Annotated in this window: 19 protein-coding genes; 10 read left to right on the plus strand and 9 right to left on the minus strand. The window is 64.6% G+C overall.

Translation table 11 applies throughout. From position 1 onward, the window contains the following. From BSE24067_RS31245 to BSE24067_RS31260, 4 genes are all read right to left on the minus strand, one after another. Positions 1-643: PqiC family protein (locus BSE24067_RS31245; RefSeq protein ID WP_174904974.1), on the minus strand; the 643-nt coding region annotated here is incomplete at its 3' end. Next, positions 640-2,259 carry a PqiB family protein gene (locus tag BSE24067_RS31250; RefSeq protein WP_151067876.1) on the minus strand — a complete coding sequence of 540 codons (1,620 nt, stop codon included), beginning with the start codon at positions 2,257-2,259 and terminating at the stop codon, positions 640-642. The genes BSE24067_RS31250 and BSE24067_RS31245, both read right to left, overlap by 4 nt. After that, positions 2,252-2,881, minus strand: coding sequence for a paraquat-inducible protein A (locus tag BSE24067_RS31255; RefSeq protein ID WP_151067874.1), 630 nt, complete (start codon positions 2,879-2,881; stop codon positions 2,252-2,254). Before BSE24067_RS31255 ends, BSE24067_RS31250 begins: the two co-directional genes overlap by 8 nt. Then, positions 2,878-3,546, minus strand: a complete 669-nt coding sequence (locus BSE24067_RS31260) for a paraquat-inducible protein A (protein WP_151067872.1) — start codon at positions 3,544-3,546, stop codon at positions 2,878-2,880. Before BSE24067_RS31260 ends, BSE24067_RS31255 begins: the two co-directional genes overlap by 4 nt. A 258-nt stretch (positions 3,547-3,804) precedes the next feature. Here BSE24067_RS31260 and BSE24067_RS31265 point away from each other — a divergent pair, with 258 nt between their 5' ends. From BSE24067_RS31265 to BSE24067_RS32855, 7 genes are all read left to right on the plus strand, one after another. Further along, the gene (locus tag BSE24067_RS31265; RefSeq protein ID WP_151067870.1) at positions 3,805-4,365 is read left to right on the plus strand and encodes a cytochrome b; all 561 of its coding nucleotides are present in this window, start codon (positions 3,805-3,807) and stop codon (positions 4,363-4,365) included. Between the two features lie 8 nt (positions 4,366-4,373). Beyond that, entirely contained in the window at positions 4,374-4,934 is a 561-nt protein-coding gene (locus BSE24067_RS31270; protein ID WP_151067868.1) for a YceI family protein, read from the plus strand. Positions 4,935-4,999: 65 nt separating this feature from the next. Then, positions 5,000-5,581, plus strand: coding sequence for a YceI family protein (locus BSE24067_RS31275; protein ID WP_151067866.1), 582 nt, complete (start codon positions 5,000-5,002; stop codon positions 5,579-5,581). Between the two features lie 202 nt (positions 5,582-5,783). Continuing rightward, positions 5,784-7,061 (plus strand): MFS transporter, encoded by a 1,278-nt coding sequence (locus tag BSE24067_RS31280; protein WP_151067864.1) that lies wholly within the window; start codon positions 5,784-5,786, stop codon positions 7,059-7,061. Positions 7,062-7,567: 506 nt separating this feature from the next. After that, a complete protein-coding gene (locus BSE24067_RS33035; RefSeq protein ID WP_341826507.1) occupies positions 7,568-8,041 on the plus strand; it encodes a LysM peptidoglycan-binding domain-containing protein in 474 nt (157 codons plus the stop codon). A gap of 17 nt (positions 8,042-8,058) precedes the next feature. Further along, positions 8,059-8,454, plus strand: a complete 396-nt coding sequence (locus BSE24067_RS31290; protein WP_249043830.1) for a hypothetical protein — start codon at positions 8,059-8,061, stop codon at positions 8,452-8,454. A gap of 100 nt (positions 8,455-8,554) precedes the next feature. After that, positions 8,555-9,097 (plus strand): lysozyme inhibitor LprI family protein, encoded by a 543-nt coding sequence (locus tag BSE24067_RS32855; protein ID WP_279612910.1) that lies wholly within the window; start codon positions 8,555-8,557, stop codon positions 9,095-9,097. Positions 9,098-9,263: 166 nt separating this feature from the next. On the opposite strand, the gene secF is transcribed toward BSE24067_RS32855, so the two are convergent. The 3 genes from secF to yajC all read right to left on the minus strand — a co-directional run bounded on the left by secF (position 9,264) and on the right by yajC (position 12,694). After that, complete coding sequence (secF, locus tag BSE24067_RS31300; RefSeq protein ID WP_151067860.1) at positions 9,264-10,214, minus strand: protein translocase subunit SecF; 951 nt, start codon at positions 10,212-10,214, stop codon at positions 9,264-9,266. An 18-nt stretch (positions 10,215-10,232) separates the two neighbouring features. Beyond that, complete coding sequence (secD, locus tag BSE24067_RS31305; protein WP_151067858.1) at positions 10,233-12,263, minus strand: protein translocase subunit SecD; 2,031 nt, start codon at positions 12,261-12,263, stop codon at positions 10,233-10,235. Positions 12,264-12,370: 107 nt separating this feature from the next. Beyond that, complete coding sequence (gene yajC, locus BSE24067_RS31310; protein WP_006476868.1) at positions 12,371-12,694, minus strand: preprotein translocase subunit YajC; 324 nt, start codon at positions 12,692-12,694, stop codon at positions 12,371-12,373. A 379-nt stretch (positions 12,695-13,073) separates the two neighbouring features. Here yajC and BSE24067_RS31315 point away from each other — a divergent pair, with 379 nt between their 5' ends. The 3 genes from BSE24067_RS31315 (at position 13,074) to BSE24067_RS31325 (ending at position 14,288) form a co-directional block, all read left to right on the plus strand. Then, the gene (locus BSE24067_RS31315) at positions 13,074-13,397 is read left to right on the plus strand and encodes a hypothetical protein (RefSeq protein WP_151067857.1); all 324 of its coding nucleotides are present in this window, start codon (positions 13,074-13,076) and stop codon (positions 13,395-13,397) included. 21 nt (positions 13,398-13,418) lie between these two features. Next, positions 13,419-13,769, plus strand: a complete 351-nt coding sequence (locus BSE24067_RS31320; RefSeq protein ID WP_151067855.1) for a hypothetical protein — start codon at positions 13,419-13,421, stop codon at positions 13,767-13,769. Between the two features lie 168 nt (positions 13,770-13,937). Next, the gene (locus tag BSE24067_RS31325; protein WP_151067854.1) at positions 13,938-14,288 is read left to right on the plus strand and encodes a hypothetical protein; all 351 of its coding nucleotides are present in this window, start codon (positions 13,938-13,940) and stop codon (positions 14,286-14,288) included. 177 nt (positions 14,289-14,465) lie between these two features. On the opposite strand, the gene tgt is transcribed toward BSE24067_RS31325, so the two are convergent. Further along, positions 14,466-15,665 (minus strand): tRNA guanosine(34) transglycosylase Tgt, encoded by a 1,200-nt coding sequence (gene tgt / locus BSE24067_RS31330; protein WP_151067853.1) that lies wholly within the window; start codon positions 15,663-15,665, stop codon positions 14,466-14,468. Between the two features lie 176 nt (positions 15,666-15,841). Further along, the gene (queA, locus tag BSE24067_RS31335) at positions 15,842-16,909 is read right to left on the minus strand and encodes a tRNA preQ1(34) S-adenosylmethionine ribosyltransferase-isomerase QueA (RefSeq protein ID WP_151067851.1); all 1,068 of its coding nucleotides are present in this window, start codon (positions 16,907-16,909) and stop codon (positions 15,842-15,844) included. Between the last annotated feature and the right edge of the window lie 331 nt (positions 16,910-17,240).

Here is a 17,240-nt window from a genome sequence, read left to right on the forward strand (position 1 = left end):
TCGCCGGCCCGCCCGAGCGGCGTCTGCGCGCCGCGGCGCGCCGCGCGGCCATCGCGCGCACGCCGGACGCCGCCTGCGATGCGATCACGTCGAGCGCGCGCCGGTGGCCGGCGACGAGCGCGTCATAGCCGTCGGCGACCGGTTCCGCGACGCTCGTGCGGCACGTCATCACCGCTTGCGTGCCGAGCGCGCGCACGCTCCACACCGCGTCGATCGCCGCGCGCTTGCCTGGCCACGACTCGAAGCGCTGCACGTTTACGCTGATCCGATAGACGGGCACGCCGGCCGGATACGCGGAATTCGCGACGTCGATCGTGCCGAGCTGCGCGGCGAGATCGTCCGACAGCGCGCGGCGGATTTCGTCGGCGGGCGGCGCGGCCCAGCGCTCCTGCTCGAGCACGTCGACCTGCGCGGCATTTTTCTGCACGACGAGCTGGTTCTTCGCGACCTGCTCGGGCACGCCGACGGACGGCACCTCGATCAGGAACGCGGGGTTGGCCGGCGCGGTGCGCACGGGCGCCGCGGCATCGACCGGGCTCAGCGTATAGAACCGCGCGGGCGGCGAACTGCACGCGGCGAGCGCGAGCGCGGCGAAGACTGCCGCCGCGCCGCTCGCGAGACCGTTCACGCGTGGGGTCGTCATTGTTGATCTCCTGGCTTGCCCTTGAGCAGCGATTCGGGATGGCGCTCGAGATAGTCGGCGAGCGCGTTCAGCGATTGCAGCGTGCGCGTGAGCTCCTTCAGCGCGCCGCGCACGTCGGACTGCAGCGGCGAATCCTGCTGCAGCGTCGCCTCGGCGGTCGAGAAGGTCTGCTTCGCGGCCGACAGCGTGTCGCGCGCTTCCGGCGCGACCTGCGTGTCGAGCTGCTTGAACAGCTTGTCGGCGTTCGCGAGCGCGCTGTTCAGGTTCGCGCCGATCTGGTCGAACGGCACCTTGTCGAGCTTCTTCGCGATGTCGGCGACCTGCAGCTGCAGCTCGTCGAGCGTGTTCGGCACGGTCGGCAGCTCGAGCGGCTGGCGTGCCGCGTCGATCTTCGCGGGCGGCGCCTTCGGGAAGAAGTCGAGCGCGACGTACAGCTGGCTCGTCAGCAGGTTGCCGGTGCGCAGCTGGCCGCGCAGTCCATGCTGGACGAGGCGCTCGACGATCTCGCGGCGGGCCGGTTCGCCCTTGCTCTCGATCGTTTCGCGGAAGCGCCGGCCGAGCCGCTCCGGATACACGTTCATCGTGACCGGCATCAGGAAGTTCTTGGTCTTCGGATCGTAGTCGATGCCGATGTTCGTCACTTCGCCGAGCACGATGCCGCGGAAGTCGACCGGCGCGCCGACGCCGAGCCCGCGCAGCGACTGATTGAAGTTCATCACGACCTGCAGCGGCTGGCCGTCCGGATCGCGCATCGCGTCGCCCTCGTCGGAGCCGAGGCGGAAGGTCGTGTTGTTCGGCGCGATCGCGCCGGTATCCTGGTTCGGCGGCGTCTGGAACGCGATGCCGCCGAGAATCACCGTCGCGAGCGACTGCGTATTCAGCTTCAGGCCGCTCGAATCGAGCCGCAGGTCGACGCCGCTCGCCTGCCACCAGCGCGAGTTCATGCCGACGTACTGGTCGTACGGCGCATTGACGAACACGTTGAACGTGACGCCCGTGCCATCCTTGTCGAGCGAGAAGCCGACCACCTGGCCGACCTGCACGCGGCGATAGTAGACCGGCGAGCCGATGTCGACCGAGCCGAGCGAGTCGCCGCGCAGCACGTACTGCGTGCCCTTCTGGTCGCCGGTCACGGCCGGCGGGGTCTCGAGGCCGGTGAAATCGGTCTGCGTGTCCTGCCCGTGGCCGGCGTCGACGCCGATGTACGCGCCCGACAGCAGCGTGCCGAGCCCCGACACGCCGGTCGCGCCGACGCGCGGCCGCACGATCCAGAAGCGCGAGCCCTTGACCGCGAAGTCCTCGGCTTCCTTCTTCAGCTGCACCTGGACGAGCACGCGCGACAGGTCTTTCGACAGCTTGATGGTCTTGACCGTGCCGATCTCGACGTCCTTGTACTTGACCTGCGTCTTGCCCGGCTCGAGCCCTTCCGCGCTGTGGAAGGTGATCGAGATTTCCGGGCCGCGCTCGCGCACGGACTTGATCACGAGGCCGATGCCGATCAGCGCGGCGATCAGCGGCACGAGCCACACGAGCGACGGCAGCCAGCCGCTTTTCGTCGAGATGGCCGGATCGGGCGGCCGGGGCGCGTCGTGCTGCGGGCCTTGCGGACTATTCATGGTGTTTCCCTGAAGTTTCGACTGGATCCCAGATCAGGCGGGGATCGAACTGCATCGACGCGAGCATCGTCAGGATCACGACCGAGCCGAACGCGAGTGCGCCGGGGCCGGCCGTGATGACGGCGAGCGAACGGAAATGGACGAGCGCGACGGTCAGTGTCACGACGAAGATGTCGAGCATCGACCAGCGGCCGATCCGCTCGACGATCCGGTACAGCCGCGTGCGCTGCAGCGGCCGCCACGCGGCGCGGCGCTGCGCGCTGGTCGCGAGGATCGTCAGCACGCCGAGCTTGAGCATCGGCACGAGAATGCTGGCGACGAACACGACCACCGCGAGCGGCCAGTCGCCGGACGTCCAGAAATAGATGACGCCGCTCATGATCGTGTCTTCCTGCGAGCCGACGATCGATGACGTGCGCATGATCGGCAGCAGGTTCGCCGGAATGTACAGGATCGCGGCCGCGATCAGCAGCGCCCACGTGCGCATGATGCTGTTCGGCGTGCGGACGTGCAGCGCGCTGCCGCAGCGCGCGCAATGCGCGTGCGGATGGTCGATCGTCTGCACGAGCCCGCATGCGTGGCAGCTGGCGTAGCCCTCGCGGGCGGCGGTGGGTATCGTCATTGGCGCGGCGCGTCCGGCAGCGTCGCGGCGGCGGGATCGGGCCGCCCGGGCGCGCGGCCGGCGCGCAGGTCGTCGGCGATGTCCCACAGCGTGCGCGGGTCGAACATCAGCACGACGGCGGTCATCAGCGTGAGCGCGCCGAACGCGAACAGCGCGGCGTCGGGCACGACGCGCGCGAGGCTCACCATCTTCACGATCGTGACGAGGATGCCGAGCATGAACACCTCGATCATCCCCCACGGCCGCACGAGCTGGATCGTGCGCAGCACGAGGTTCAGGCCCGGCGGCACGATGCCGCGCCGGATCGGCAGCAGCACGTACAGCAGCGCGGCCATCTCGACGAGCGGGAACAGCACCGTCGAACAGAACACCATCACGCCGACGACCTCCATGCCCTGATGCCACAGCGCGTCGATCGCGCCGATCAGCGTGGTCTGCACGCGCGTGCCGTTCAGGTCCATCTCGAGGATCGGGAAGGTCTGCGCGATGATGAACGTGACGAGCGCGGCGACGGCGAGCGCGCTGATGCGCTCGATCTGCGTGGTGCTGTTGCGGTAGAGCAGCGCGTCGCAGCGCGGGCAGCGCGCGATCTCGCGGCCGCTCAGGCGCGGTTTATGCAACAGTGCGTCGCATTCGTGACAGGCAATCAGATCGTATCGTTGCATGGAAAAGGCGGTGTTGCGACGGCTGGGACACGCGTCGACGGGGCCGGAACCCGCGCCAATCTTACCAAAACGGCTTTTTGGACGTGTCAACGCCCGGTGTCCCGGTGACTGGTCGGTAACATGGCGCAAGGATGGCAGCCGGCTGACGCGCCTGTTCTGAGAGTCCGCGTCGGTCAAAAGGTTGCGGTAGCATGGCGCCCTTGACACGCGTCGGTTGAAGTTGCCGACGCAGCTGTTCGCTCAACTGAGGATTCCACGATGGCATCGAATTCACTGCCGGCCACGCCGGTACGTTACTCGCAGACCGCGATCGCGCTGCACTGGCTGATCGCGCTGCTGATCGTCTGCGGCTTCGCGCTCGGCTGGGTGATGACCGACATCCCCGGCTTCACGCCGACCAAGCTGAAGTACTTCTCGTGGCACAAGTGGATCGGCGTGACGGCGTTCGCGCTGGCGGTCGTGCGCGTGCTGTGGCGCGCGACGCATGCGGCGCCGGCGCTCCCCGGCGGTACGCCCGCATGGCAGCGCGCGGCGTCGCACGGCGTGCACATGCTGCTGTACGTGCTGATGCTCGTGATCCCGGCGACCGGCTACCTGTACAGCTCGGCGTCGAACATCCCGGTCGTCTACCTCGGCATCGTGCCGCTGCCGCGCCTGATCGACCCCGATCCGGTGCTGAAGGAAACCTTCAAGACGCTGCATGTGACTTTGAATTACATTCTGCTTGCGCTCGTTTCGCTGCATGTGCTCGCGGCGCTCAAGCACCAGGTGTTGGACCGCGACGGCCTGTTGTCGCGCATGCTTCCCTTTGCCAAATGAAGGATCCCATGAAAGTGTCTTTCTCCCGCTCCATGCTGACCGCGTTCGCCGCGGTGTCACTCGTCGCGTCGGCCGCGGCGCACGCCGACGTCGACCTCACGAAGAGCAAGGTGTCCGCCGTGTCGAAGCAGATGAACGTGCCGACCGAAGGCGCATTCAAGAAGTTCTCCGCGCAGGTGAAGTTCGATCCGGCGAAGGCCGCGCAGGGCAGCGCGCAAATGACGATCGACGTCGCGAGCTTCGACCTCGGCGACAAGATGTACAACGACCAGGTCGCCGGCAAGGACTGGTTCGATGCGAAGACCTATCCGCAGGCGACCTTCGTGTCGTCGGCGATCGCGCCGGCCGGCGGCAACAAGTACAACGTGACCGGCAAGCTGACGATCAAGGGCAAGGCCGAGACCGTCACGGTGCCCGTCACGGTCGCGCAAAACGGCGCGACGCAGACGTTCGACGGCGTGCTGCCGATCAAGCGTTCGACTTTCAACGTCGGCACCGGCGAGTGGAAGGACACGTCGATCGTCGCGGACGAAGTGCAGATCAAGTTCCATCTCGTCGCGACGAAGTAAGCGGCAGGTTGCCGCGTCAACTGAATGCCGCGCGAGGGCGCGGCGCCGTTCCTAGGAGAAAAAGTTTGAAAAAGCATCTGATCATCGCCGCCGGCGCGCTGGCCGCTTCGCTGTCGTTCTCGGCCTTCGCCGACAGCGCAACGTACCAGTTCGACCCGAGCCACACGTACCCGAGCTTCGAGGCCGACCACTTCGGCGGCCTGTCGGTCTGGCGCGGCAAGTTCGACAAGTCGAGCGGCACCGTGACGCTCGATCGCGCGGCGAAGACCGGCACGGTCGACGTGACGACCGACATCGCGTCGATCCATACGGGCAGCGCGAAGCTCGACGAGCACCTGCAGACGGCCGAATTCTTCGATGCGGCGAAGTTCCCGCAGGCTAACTACAAGGGTACGATCAAGTTCGAAGGCGACAAGCCGGTGGCGGTCGTCGGCAACCTGACGCTGCATGGCTTCACGAAGCCGCTGACGCTGAAGATCGATTCGCTCAAGTGCATGCCGCATCCGATGCTCAAGCGTGAAGTGTGCGGCGTCGACGCGGTCGGCGAATTCAGCCGCGACGAGTTCGGCCTCGACTACGGCAAGCAGTACGGCTTCAAGATGAAGACCAAGCTGCTGATCACGGCCGAAGCCGTCAAGCAGCAGTAAGACTCGCTGGCGAGGCCGGCCGTCGCGCCGGCCGCCGCGGGCCAACCGCCGCGCTCCCGTTACCGGGGCGCGGCGGTTTTTTTTGCGCGCCTATAATCGCCCGAGCGCCGCATGTGGCCAAGCGGATCGTGCGGCGCTAGGCAGGCCGACGGCGCGACGGCGGCCGCCTCGAACAGAACGTACAACGACAAGGAGATCGCCGATGCATGCCGTCACGCAGTCCAGCTCCATTGCCTCGTCGCCGCGCGTGTGGCGCGCGGTGGTCGCCGCATCGATCGGCAACGCGCTCGAGTGGTTCGATCTCGTCGTCTACGGCTTTTTCGCGGTGACGATCTCGAAGCTGTTCTTCCCGGCCGGCAACGACACCGTGTCGCTGCTGCTCACGCTCGGCACGTTCGGCGTGTCGTTCTTCATGCGCCCGCTCGGCGCGATCGTGCTCGGCGCGTATGCCGACCGCGCGGGCCGCAAGGCCGCGCTCACGCTGTCGATCCTGCTGATGATGGCCGGCACGCTCGTGATCGCGGTGCTGCCGACCTACCAGACGATCGGCGTCGCGGCGCCGCTGATCCTCGTCGCCGCGCGGCTGATGCAGGGCTTCTCGGCCGGCGGAGAATTCGGCAGCGCGACCGCGTTCCTCGCCGAGCACGTGCCCGGCCGGCGCGGTTTCTTCGCGAGCTGGCAGGTCGCGAGCCAGGGGCTCACGACGCTGCTCGCCGCGGGCTTCGGCACCGTGCTGAACGCGCAACTCACGGCCGACCAGATGGCGTCGTGGGGCTGGCGCGTGCCGTTCTTCTTCGGGCTGCTGCTCGGGCCGGTCGCGTACTACATCCGCGCGAAGGTCGACGAGACGCCCGAGTTCCTCGCGGCCGAAAGCACCGCGAGCCCGCTGCGCGACACGTTCGCGTCGCACAAGGCGCGGCTGATCGCGGCGATGGGCGTGGTGGTGCTCGGCACCGTCGCGACCTATCTCGTGCTGTTCATGCCGACCTACGGCGTGAAGCAGCTCGGCCTCGCGCCGTCGGCCGCGTTCGCGGCGATCCTCGTGGTCGGCGTGATCCAGATGGCGTTCGCGCCGCTCGTCGGCCACTGGTCGGATCGCTACGGCCGCGTGCGCGTGATGATCGCACCGGCCGTCGGCATTCTCGTGCTGATCTATCCGGCGTTCGCGTATCTCGTCGCGCACCCGGGCTTCGGCACGCTGATCGCGCTGCAGGTGCTGCTCGCGTTCCTGATGACCGGCTATTTCGCGGCGCTGCCCGGGCTGCTGTCCGAAGTGTTTCCGGTGCAGACGCGCACGACCGGGATGTCGCTCGCGTACAACGTCGCCGTGACGATCTTCGGCGGCTTCGGGCCGTTCATCATCGCGTGGCTGATCAAGACGACCGGGATGAATACCGCGCCGAGCTTCTATCTGATGTTCGCGGCCGTGCTGAGCCTCGCGGCGCTGGTCGTGCTCCGCAAGCGGTTCGGGTTCCGGTGACGCTTCGGTGAGACGCGGGCGGAGGGCAGCCGCCTTTTGAGACGGCAGTTTTGTACTGCCAAGCATGTCGTAATACCGTCATGTAATCGCGCGGTCCGGTTGATGGTATTTCCGCGATTGCAGCTGGCTCAAAATGAGCCATGCCAAATTCAGTCACGTCTTATGGCGATTTTGTCCTGCACTTTGTAGAGTCTTGCGGGATATTTCGCACACCACCCGGCAATTGACCGGAAAGGACTGATATGGCGGTTCAAGCACCATCGAAGACAGGCTTCGAGAAATGGCAGGACGGCATCGACAAGGCGGTAGGCGATACCAGATGGGATTCCTGGGATTGCGAAATCCGGATGGCAGTCGACGAGTACAACCGCCATCTTTCCGGGATAGCAGGATACAGGCCGTTGGATTAGCAGCTTATCAAGGCGATGGTGTGGGTAGAGACCGGTGCCGAAAGCAGGAAATGGGAGTCGAATCCAATGCAAATAGGAAACCCGGGGGACCCGGGGTTGAGATCGCTGTTGGCGGGTAACGAGGGTGGCGATTTGATTATTCCTGCTGCATGGAAAGATCGATTGACCACAGGTGCAGCAACAACCATGGGTGCCTACAACATCCGTGCCGGAATTGGTTACCTGTTGATGCGTATGGCGAACTATGCGATCAAGAGCATTCCGGATTCGGATGGCGCTACCTATGAAATGAATGTGCAGGCGGGAGACAGCATCTCAAAAATTGCCAAGGCAAAAGGCAGTACCGTGGAGACCATCCAAAAACTCAATCCTGCCGCGCATATATTGCGACCCGGCCAGACCTTGAAGTATCGCAAGGCATCGCTGAGGAGAGTTATCGCCGGCTGGAAAATGATCACAACGTCGAGCATTGCAACAAGCTATAACGTTGGCGATTCAATGTATGCAAAGAAGCTCGACTATGCCCTTGCACTAATTCGAAAGGGAGAAACAGCGATATGCGCGTACTAGTGGTCTTGGCGCTGGGTGTGTCCCTCGGAACTTTGTCAAGTACGTTGGCCGCTGCCGACAACGCTTTTAAAGGCGCCTTCCAGGGAACCGGCAGAGCCTGTTCAGGTGGACTCTATGTACGCGCCAAGACAATCGAGTGGAATTCAAGCTACAGCAGCTGCAAGTCGTCGTCCTATGAAATTCTAGAGAAAAAATTCGATGGCGAGCGAGAGCGAATAGTCTTTCGTTTGAAGAATCGCAGTAGTCGATGTCGTTACTCAGTCGTAGAGGTTGAGCGAGCAAGCGGTTACAACTGGAATGTGAGTGGCTATCAGTCTCTGGAAGGATTTCAGAAAAGGGATTTGCCGGAATGGCGCAATTCGCCATTACCAGAAAGGAAAATATTGTCGTGCCTGATGACCGGGCCGGATTGAGTTGGAATCCGGAATCGTGTAGACGGATTAGCCTTCCGCCTCGCAGACCGGCTTCGCCGGCTTTAGCATCAACCTTCGCAATCGCGGCTCTACCGGCGCATTGAGCGGCCGCCGGAGCTGCGAGTCGACGGATCGACATTCGCGCGCACGCGTTGCTCGTGCGGCTTTTGCCGCACGCTGCCGGCCTGCGCAAACGGGACGGGCACGATATGTACAGAATAGTATTTTTGGTTGCAGCTGTTTTTTTCCGCTCGTTTCGATAGCTGCCTCGCATACTTCGGCTCAGAGCGAGCGAGAACTGCGCGGCGAATGCTCGTATGAAATAACCGGAGTAAGAGAATGTTTGCAGCGGAAGCAAGAGGCAAGCGAGGTCGAGCTAAAGCGTGCCGAAGAAAAAGTACGTGTGGCGTTTGCCAAGTGGGATGAGGACGTCAAATACGTCAATCTGGCAAAAATCAGGCTGGCCGCCTCGAAGAAAGCTTTCATCAAATATCGCAAAGCGCAATGCGCATTTGCCTCCTCATTGGGCGGCGGTGCTATTGGCAATGCGCTTGAGATGCAGCGTCTGGCCTGTGTTGCAGAACTCAATAACAGACGCGCCGCGCAATTACGCGATGCGGTGTCTGACTTACCGTTGAAATAGCGGTCCCGCCACCATCGCGACGCGGCGGCACGAGCCAGCGCGGCACGATACCGTAGCCAGCCCCACCCGTGCGATCGCGCCGCAAGAAGAGGGCGGCGACGCCCGCATGAAAAAAGGCCGGTCCAACAGGACCGGCCTTCGTATATCCGCCGAAGCAGCGTGGCGCTTAAACCTGCGCGCCGGCGTTCGGATCGTCCGGATCGTGCGCGGTCTTCTTTTCCTTGATCAGGTCTTCGCGCTTGATGCCGAGCCACATCGCGAGCGAGCCCGCGACGAACACCGACGAGTAGATGCCGAACATGATGCCGACCGTCAGCGCGAGCGCGAAGTAGTGCAGCGTCGGGCCGCCGAAGAAGAACATCGACAGCACCATCATTTCCGTCGACGTGTGGGTGATGATCGTCCGCGACATCGTGGTCGTGATCGCGTGGTTGATCACTTCCTGCACGCTCATCTTGCGTTCGCGGCGGAACGTTTCGCGGATCCGGTCGAAGATGACGACCGACTCGTTGACCGAGTAGCCGAGCACCGCGAGGATCGCCGCGAGCACCGCCAGCGAGAACTCCCACTGGAAGAACGCGAAGAAGCCGAGAATGATCACGACGTCGTGCAGGTTGGCGATGATGCCCGCCACCGCGTACTTCCATTCGAAGCGGAACGACAGGTAGATCACGATGCCGATCACGACGCACGCGAGCGCGAGCAGGCCATCGGTCGCGAGCTCGCGGCCAACCTGCGGGCCGACGAACTCGACGCGCTGCAGCGTCACGTCCGGGCTCTGCGCCTTCAGCGCGTTCATCACCTGGTCGCTCTGCTGCGCGGACGTCAAGCCCTGCTTCAGCTGCAGGCGGATCAGCACGTTGCGCGACGTGCCGAAGTTCTGCACCTGCGCGTCGGCGTAGCCGAGCTTGCCGAGCGTGTCGCGCACGGGTTCGAGCTGCGCGGCCTGCTGGTACTGAACCTCGATCACCGTGCCGCCGGTGAATTCGACGGACAGGTGCAGCCCGCGGTGGAACAGGAAGAACACGGCGGCGAGGAACGTGACCAGCGAGATCACGTTGAACACCAGCGCGTGCCGCATGAACGGAATGTCTTTACGGATGCGGAAAAATTCCATGGCTTCGTCTCCGGGGCCTTATTGGGTCGAGCCCGGTTTCTTCGGCGACACGCGTTGCTGCGCACGGTTGCGCAGTTGCGGCTTGCCGGCGCGCGGCGCGTTGCCGTTCGCCGGTGCGGCGAGCTTCGCGGCGCGCGCGGTGTCGGTCGATTCGTCTGCCGCGTCGAACGTTGCGCCGGCGGCACCGGCCGCAGCGCCTTCCGGCTTCCACACCTGGCCGATCGCGAGCGACTTCAGCTTCTTGCGGCCGCCGTACCAGAGGTTGACGATCCCGCGCGAGAAGAACACCGCGGAGAACATCGACGTCAGGATGCCGAGGCAGTGCACGATCGCGAACGCGCGAACCGGGCCCGAGCCGAACGCGAGCAGCGCGAGGCCGGCGATCAGCGTCGTGACGTTCGAGTCGAGAATCGTCGCCCACGCATGCGCATAGCCGGCCTGGATCGCGAGCTGCGGCGGCTGACCGGCGCGCAGTTCTTCACGCACGCGCTCGTTGATCAGGACGTTCGAGTCGATCGCCATGCCGAGCGCGAGCGCGATTGCCGCGATACCCGGCAGCGTGAGCGTCGCCTGCATCAGCGACAGCACCGCGACGAGCAGCAGCAGGTTCACCGACAGCCCGATCACCGAGATCACGCCGAACAGCATGTAGTACGCGATCATGAACACGGCGATCGCGCAGAAGCCCCAGATCACCGAGTGGACGCCCATCTTGATGTTGTCCGCGCCGAGGCTCGGGCCGATCGTGCGTTCCTCGATGATGTCCATCGGCGCCGCGAGCGAACCGGCGCGCAGCAGCAGCGCGAGGTCGGCCGCGGCCTGCGGCGTCGGCTGGCCCGTGATCTGGAAGCGGTCGCCGAGTTCGGACTGGATCGTCGCGACCGTCAGCACTTCGCCCTTGCCCTTCTCGAACAGCACCATCGCCATCGGCTTGCCGATGTTCTCGCGCGACACCGTGCGCACCGAGCGGCCGCCCGCCGAGTCGAGGCGGATGTTGACCGACGGACGCTGGTGTTCGTCGAAGCCGGCCGATGCGTCGATGATGCGGTCGCCGGTGAAGATCACGTCCTTCTTCAACAGCACGGGCACCTGGTTACCCTGCGTGAACAGCTCCTCGCCCGGCGGCACGGGGTCGTTCGGGTTCGGGTGCGTGTTGATCGGATCGGCGAGGCGCGCCTCGAGCGTCGCGGTGCGGCCGATGATGTCCTTCGCCTTCGCGGTGTCCTGCACGCCCGGCAGTTCGACGACGATGCGGTCGTTGCCTTGCTGCTGCAGGATCGGCTCGGACACGCCGAGTTCGTTCACGCGGTTGTGGAGGGTCGTCAGGTTCTGCTTGAGCGCGGCGTCCTCGACGGCCTTCTGCACGGCCGGCGTGAACGTGCCGACGACCTGCGTGCCGCCGCCGCCGGGCTGGGTCGCCCATTGCAGTTCGGTGATCGACGCGGCGAGCACCTTGCGCGCGTCCTCGGCCGTCTGCGCGTCGCTGAAGTTGACGACGACGGACTGATCGACGCGGCTCACGCCGCCGTCGCGGATGTTCTTGTCGCGCAGCAGCGAGCGCGCGTCGGATGCGTCGGAGTCGAGCTTCTTCGTGAGCGCGCCGGTCATGTCGACCTGGAGCAGGAAGTGGACGCCACCGCGCAGGTCGAGGCCGAGATACATCGGCAGTGCGTGCAGCGCGGTCAGCCAGCGCGGCGACGCGCTCTGCAGGTTCAGCGCGACGACGTACTGCGGATCGTTCGGGTCGGTGTTCAGCGACTTCTGCAGCAGGTCCTTGACGCGCAGCTGCGTATCGGTGTCCTTCAGGCGCACGCGGATGTTCGCGTTGGTCGCCGTGTTTTCGAAGGTGATGTCGTCCGGCTTGATCTGCGCGGACGCGAGCGCGGATTCGACCTGGGTCAGCGTGGTCGAATCGAGCTTGACCGTGGCCTTGCCGCTCGACACCTGCACCGCCGGCGCTTCGCCGAAGAAGTTGGGCAATGTGTACAGAAGGCCGATGGCGAGCGCCACGACCATCACGACATATTTCCAGATTGGATAACGATTCATGAGGGGGCCGAACGGATGGTTGGCGTGAAAGCGTCGCGTCCGGCGCCGCGCCGGCCCGCTCTCTCAGGCGGGGCACGGCGCGGGGAGCCGGACGCTCGGTGAAAGCCTTACAGCGACTTGATCGTGCCCTTCGGCAGAATGGTCGTGACGGCAGCCTTCTGCACGGTGATTTCGGTGCCTTCGGCGATTTCGACGCCGATGTAGCCTTCGGTGACCTTCGTCACCTTGCCGACGAGGCCGCCGCTCGTGACGACTTCGTCGCCCTTCGCCATGGCCGCGAGCATGTTGCGGTGTTCCTTCTGGCGCTTCATCTGCGGGCGAATCATGATGAAGTACAGCACCGCGAACATCAGGATGAGCGGCAGGAAGCTCATCAGGCTCGATTCGGCGCCACCGGCACCTTGCGCGAAGGCATTGGAAATGAACGGCACGTTGGTCTCTCCGTAGGGGAAGATCGAAAAATAAGCCGGTTATTCTACCACCGGCCCCATGCGCAAACGGCGCGGCAAATGCGCTTTCGGATCAAGCTGTTAAAGCGCACAGCGCCGCCGTTGCGATGTGCGGAAAGGTAATTGTAATGTTTGGGTGGTCTGGGCTGGTAGGTTCCGTGCACATTTAGTACTCGTCTTATGTTGCGGGCGGTCACGGGCGGTTCGCCAGGCTGTCCTGTCGTCCGTCGACGCCGCGCGTCCGCGACGTGTTTCAGGAATACGTCGGCCGCAAGCGGCTACGACCGCTTCGCGGGGCGCATTCCTCGACCGCAGGTGGCCGTGCGAGAAGGATGGCAGGTCGGCCTTGCATCGGACGACTATGGTGCCTTCTCGTGCGTCGCGTGACGGCTGGGTATCGACGGTCGATGATGTCGACACCTTCCGCGATGCCATCGACCGGACCTTTCGGCTGGCCGACCGGCAGCTTGCGCTGCGAGGCCACGGAAGCGGCGTCCCGGCAGCTCCGCGGGCCATTCGCCGCGCAGTCCCCGAACGTTCCGCCCTGTTCGATTTCGAACAGCACATCGGGATGGCGGAGCCCGCTGAATTCGTCGGCGAGCGCTTCGATGAGCATGACGCGCCGGGAGAGCGGGATTGGATTTTCTATTTTCGAGATGAGATTTCGATTATGGTGCTGAAATAACGTTCGGCAATGGAGGTGCGGATGTCACTCGATTCGGCAGTGAGGGCGGGTATCAGCGAGATAAATCACGACAAGGTCGACGGGTTTCGGCCTGATCGGTCGCGCTTGCTTCTTGATTTGAATCGGCGGTCCAGTAATACGGGCGCGACAATCGTCGCGCCATCGGAAAATTCCGTCGGTTATGAAGTGTTGTCGTTTTCGCGATCTTCAGACTTGCTCGAGCCGGAAGATTCCATCGTGGTCGATTTGTGGGAGTGTGCAAAAGAACACTATGGCCTGACGGGAGCGGCGGGGATGCCAATCACAAAAGGCTTCTTGGTCACATGGTGCATCCGCAGGCAAGCAAGTACACGAACATCGTCAGTAGCGTAGGGCTCAAATTTTTTCCCAGACTGGTATTGCCTTCCGGCACTGCGGCGGCGCGACCCGCCAGGAAGACTCTGGGTACGGTCCGTGTGTTCGGCGTGATCGCGCGAGCTTCCGGGTATGGTGCCATTGCCCTGGGCATCATTGACGCGGAGGTTATCGGAAAGTGCGCTTATGACGCAAGATATGGAAAATGAAGCGCGACCTGTTCCGTCAAAAGAAGAAATAATTGAGAAGGTGATCGATATTCTCGTCAGGGAAATCGCATTTATCGAACGAGATGAGGTGTCAAGAGGTACGCATTTGCTCAATGACTTCAAGATCGGTCACGACGATATTGCAATGTTTTTGACGATGACGTTCAAGCATTTCAATATTCCGGTGTTCATTCGGGATGATTTCCCGCTGACTGTAGAAGGTATCTCGAATTTTATTTTCGAGTACATCGCATCCGGCCGGAAAGATGAGGATCCGAGAGATAAACAGGGACTGTGGGGAAAGTTCCTGAAGTGGATCAGCTTGTAGCGAGCGAGGATGGCGTGCGGCGAATGGCGTGCGTGCGGAAGAATGCCGCGGCGGTTCCGATCGAGCGTGCATTGAAGCAGAAATCCCGCTGTCGGTATGACAACGAGATCCACGCCGCAAGCGCGGCACCCCATCCATCGGATGGATGACGTGCCGTGCGCGCCGCGCGGACCGCCGTCAGTCGACGCCTGTCGCGCGATCCTGCGCGAAGCGCTGGCGGAACGCGTCGAACGTATGGGTTTCGATCGCTTCGCGAATCTCGGTCATCAGCTGCAGGTAGTAGTGCAGGTTGTGGATCGTGTTCAGCTGCGCGCCGAGGATCTCGCCGACGCGGTGCAGATGGTGCAGATAGCCGCGCGAGAAGTTCTGGCACGTGTAGCACGTGCAGCTCGCGTCGAGCGGCTTCAGCGAGTTCTTGTGCGTCGCGTTGCGGATCTTCACGTCGCCGAAGCGGGTGAAGAGCCAGCCGTTGCGCGCGTTGCGGGTCGGCATCACGCAGTCGAACATGTCGACGCCGTTCGCGACGCCCTCCACCAGATCCTCCGGCGTGCCGACGCCCATCAGGTAGTGCGGCTTGCCGGCCGGCAGCTTCGGGCCGACGTGGCGCAGCACGCGCATCATGTCTTCCTTCGGCTCGCCGACCGACAGCCCGCCGATCGCGAGGCCGTGGAAGCCGAGCTCGGACAGGCCCGCGAGCGATTCGTCGCGCAGGTCCTCGAACATCCCGCCCTGCACGATCCCGAACAGCGCATTCGGATTGCCGAGCCGGTCGAATTCGTCCAGCGAGCGCTTCGCCCAGCGCAGCGACATGCGCATCGAGTCGGCCGCTTCCTTGTGCGTCGTCGGCACGCCGTTGGTCGCGTACGGCGTGCATTCGTCGAACTGCATCACGATGTCGGAGTTCAGCACCTTCTGGATCTGCATCGACACTTCCGGCGACAGGAACAGCTTGTCGCCGTTGATCGGCGACGCGAACGTGACGCCGTCCTCGGTGATCTTGCGCAGGTCGCCGAGCGAGAACACCTGGAAGCCGCCCGAGTCGGTCAGGATCGGCTTGTTCCACCCCATGAAGCCGTGCAGGCCGCCGTGCGCGTCAATCGTGTCGAGGCCGGGTCGCAGCCACAGGTGGAACGTGTTGCCGAGGATGATCTGGGCCTTGATCTCGTGCAGTTCGCGCGGCTGGATCGCCTTCACGGTGCCGTACGTGCCAACCGGCATGAAGATCGGCGTCTCCACCGTGCCGTGGTTGAGCTTCACGCGGCCGCGGCGCGCATGGCCGTCGGTCGTCAGCAGTTCGAATTCGAGCCCGTTCGCGGGGCGGTCCTGCACGGGGGCGTGCGTATCGGCGTGCGTATCGTGGGATGAACCTTCGGTCATCGCGTCATTCTCCTTGCCACCGGAAGACAGTCCGGCGCATGTTGGTAGCGCCGCCGGGCAGCCGGCGGCGGGGAAAGCGGGTGCGCGAGCGTAGCGCGCGCAACGCAACAAAGGGCGCGGCGGCCATGCAATACGCCGGCCGCCGCGCGCGTCAAGCCGATGCTGGCCGCCCGCGCTTACGCGCGCGGCGCCTCCGGCGTGTCGCGCCGCGTGAGCAGCATCGCGTCGCCGTAGCTGAAGAAGCGGTAGCGTTCGTCGATCGCGTGCCGGTACGCGGCGCGGATCGTCTCGACGCCCGCGAACGCGGACACCAGCATCAGCAGCGTCGACTTCGGCAAGTGGAAGTTCGTGACGAGCCGGTCGACGACGCGGAAGCGGTAGCCGGGCGTGATGAAGATGTCGGTCTCGGCCTGCGTCGCCGCGAGCGGGCGGCCAGCTTCGTCGGCGCTGCGCGCGGCGGCTTCGAGCGCGCGCATCGACGTCGTGCCGACCGCGATCACGTTGCCGCCGCGCGCGCGGGTCGCGGCGATCTTGTCGACGAGCGACTGCGGCAGGTCGTACCACTCGCTGTGCATCTTGTGCTCGGCGATGTTCTCGACGCGCACCGGCTGGAACGTGCCGGCGCCGACGTGCAGCGTCAGCGTCGCGCGCTCGACGCCCATCGCGTCGAGCTTCTCGAGCAGCGGCTGATCGAAATGGAGCCCGGCCGTCGGCGCGGCGACCGCGCCCGGATTGCTCGCGTAGACGGTCTGGTAGCGCGTCTCGTCGTTCGCGTCGGCGTCGTGCTCGATGTACGGCGGCAGCGGCAGCCGGCCGTGCTGCTCGATCAGGTCGAGGCACGGCGCCGGGAAGTGCAGCGTGAAGAACGGCTCGACGCGCTCGCCGACCGTCACGTCGAACGCGTCGGCGAGGCGCAGCGTCGTGCCGGCGCCCGGCGACTTGCTCGCGCGGATCTGCGCGAGCGCCGTGTGCGTGCCGGTCACGCGCTCGATCAGCACCTCGATCTTGCCGCCGCTGGCCTTCTGGCCGAAGAACCGTGCCTTCAGCACCTTGGTATCGTTGAACACGAGCAGGTCGCCCGGCGCGATGCAGGACGGCAACTCGGTGAAACGGCGATCGACGAAGCGGGCGGGCTCGACGGAGCCGTCGACCTCGAGCAGGCGGCTCGCGGTGCGGTCGGGCAGCGCGGTTTGCGCAATCAGCTCGGGCGGCAGATTGAAATCGAAATCGGAAAGCGTGAACATGCGGGCTGGTTCGAAACGGCCGGCGGGCGCCGCCGACAGGGCGGAAACGCATGAATGGCGCGCGCGAGCCGCTATGATGGCGGGATGCGCGGCCTGGCCGGCGCCGTTCGTTCGGACGACGTGAAAGCCGCTATTGTACTTGCCTTGCGAAGCACCCAGACGATCCGATGCCCGTGTCACCCCGCCGTTCCGCTGCCGCCGTTGCCGATTCCGCCGATCCGTTCGACGCGGACGATGCCGCGCCGTCCGCGCCAGGCGCGGGCGAACGCGCCGCGCCGCGTGGTGCGGCTTCGCGCCGCGCGGGCCCGAAGCGTGGCGCCGACGGGCGGCT

This window comes from Burkholderia latens (genome assembly GCF_902499045.1).
Taxonomy (GTDB): domain Bacteria; phylum Pseudomonadota; class Gammaproteobacteria; order Burkholderiales; family Burkholderiaceae; genus Burkholderia; species Burkholderia latens.

What these genes read in the sequence shown, in the direction of transcription:
- BSE24067_RS31250 (WP_151067876.1), bottom strand. Translation starts at nt 2,259, where the DNA reads ATGAATAGTCCGCAAGGCCCGCAGCACGACGCGCCCCGGCCGCCCGAT.
- BSE24067_RS31255 (WP_151067874.1), bottom strand. Translation starts at nt 2,881, where the DNA reads ATGACGATACCCACCGCCGCCCGCGAGGGCTACGCCAGCTGCCACGCA.
- BSE24067_RS31260 (WP_151067872.1), bottom strand. Translation starts at nt 3,546, where the DNA reads ATGCAACGATACGATCTGATTGCCTGTCACGAATGCGACGCACTGTTG.
- BSE24067_RS31265 (WP_151067870.1), top strand. Translation starts at nt 3,805, where the DNA reads ATGGCATCGAATTCACTGCCGGCCACGCCGGTACGTTACTCGCAGACC.
- BSE24067_RS31270 (WP_151067868.1), top strand. Translation starts at nt 4,374, where the DNA reads ATGAAAGTGTCTTTCTCCCGCTCCATGCTGACCGCGTTCGCCGCGGTG.
- BSE24067_RS31280 (WP_151067864.1), top strand. Translation starts at nt 5,784, where the DNA reads ATGCATGCCGTCACGCAGTCCAGCTCCATTGCCTCGTCGCCGCGCGTG.
- secF (WP_151067860.1), bottom strand. Translation starts at nt 10,214, where the DNA reads ATGGAATTTTTCCGCATCCGTAAAGACATTCCGTTCATGCGGCACGCG.
- secD (WP_151067858.1), bottom strand. Translation starts at nt 12,263, where the DNA reads ATGAATCGTTATCCAATCTGGAAATATGTCGTGATGGTCGTGGCGCTC.
- BSE24067_RS31315 (WP_151067857.1), top strand. Translation starts at nt 13,074, where the DNA reads ATGGTGCCTTCTCGTGCGTCGCGTGACGGCTGGGTATCGACGGTCGAT.
- BSE24067_RS31320 (WP_151067855.1), top strand. Translation starts at nt 13,419, where the DNA reads ATGTCACTCGATTCGGCAGTGAGGGCGGGTATCAGCGAGATAAATCAC.
- BSE24067_RS31325 (WP_151067854.1), top strand. Translation starts at nt 13,938, where the DNA reads ATGACGCAAGATATGGAAAATGAAGCGCGACCTGTTCCGTCAAAAGAA.
- tgt (WP_151067853.1), bottom strand. Translation starts at nt 15,665, where the DNA reads ATGACCGAAGGTTCATCCCACGATACGCACGCCGATACGCACGCCCCC.
- queA (WP_151067851.1), bottom strand. Translation starts at nt 16,909, where the DNA reads ATGTTCACGCTTTCCGATTTCGATTTCAATCTGCCGCCCGAGCTGATT.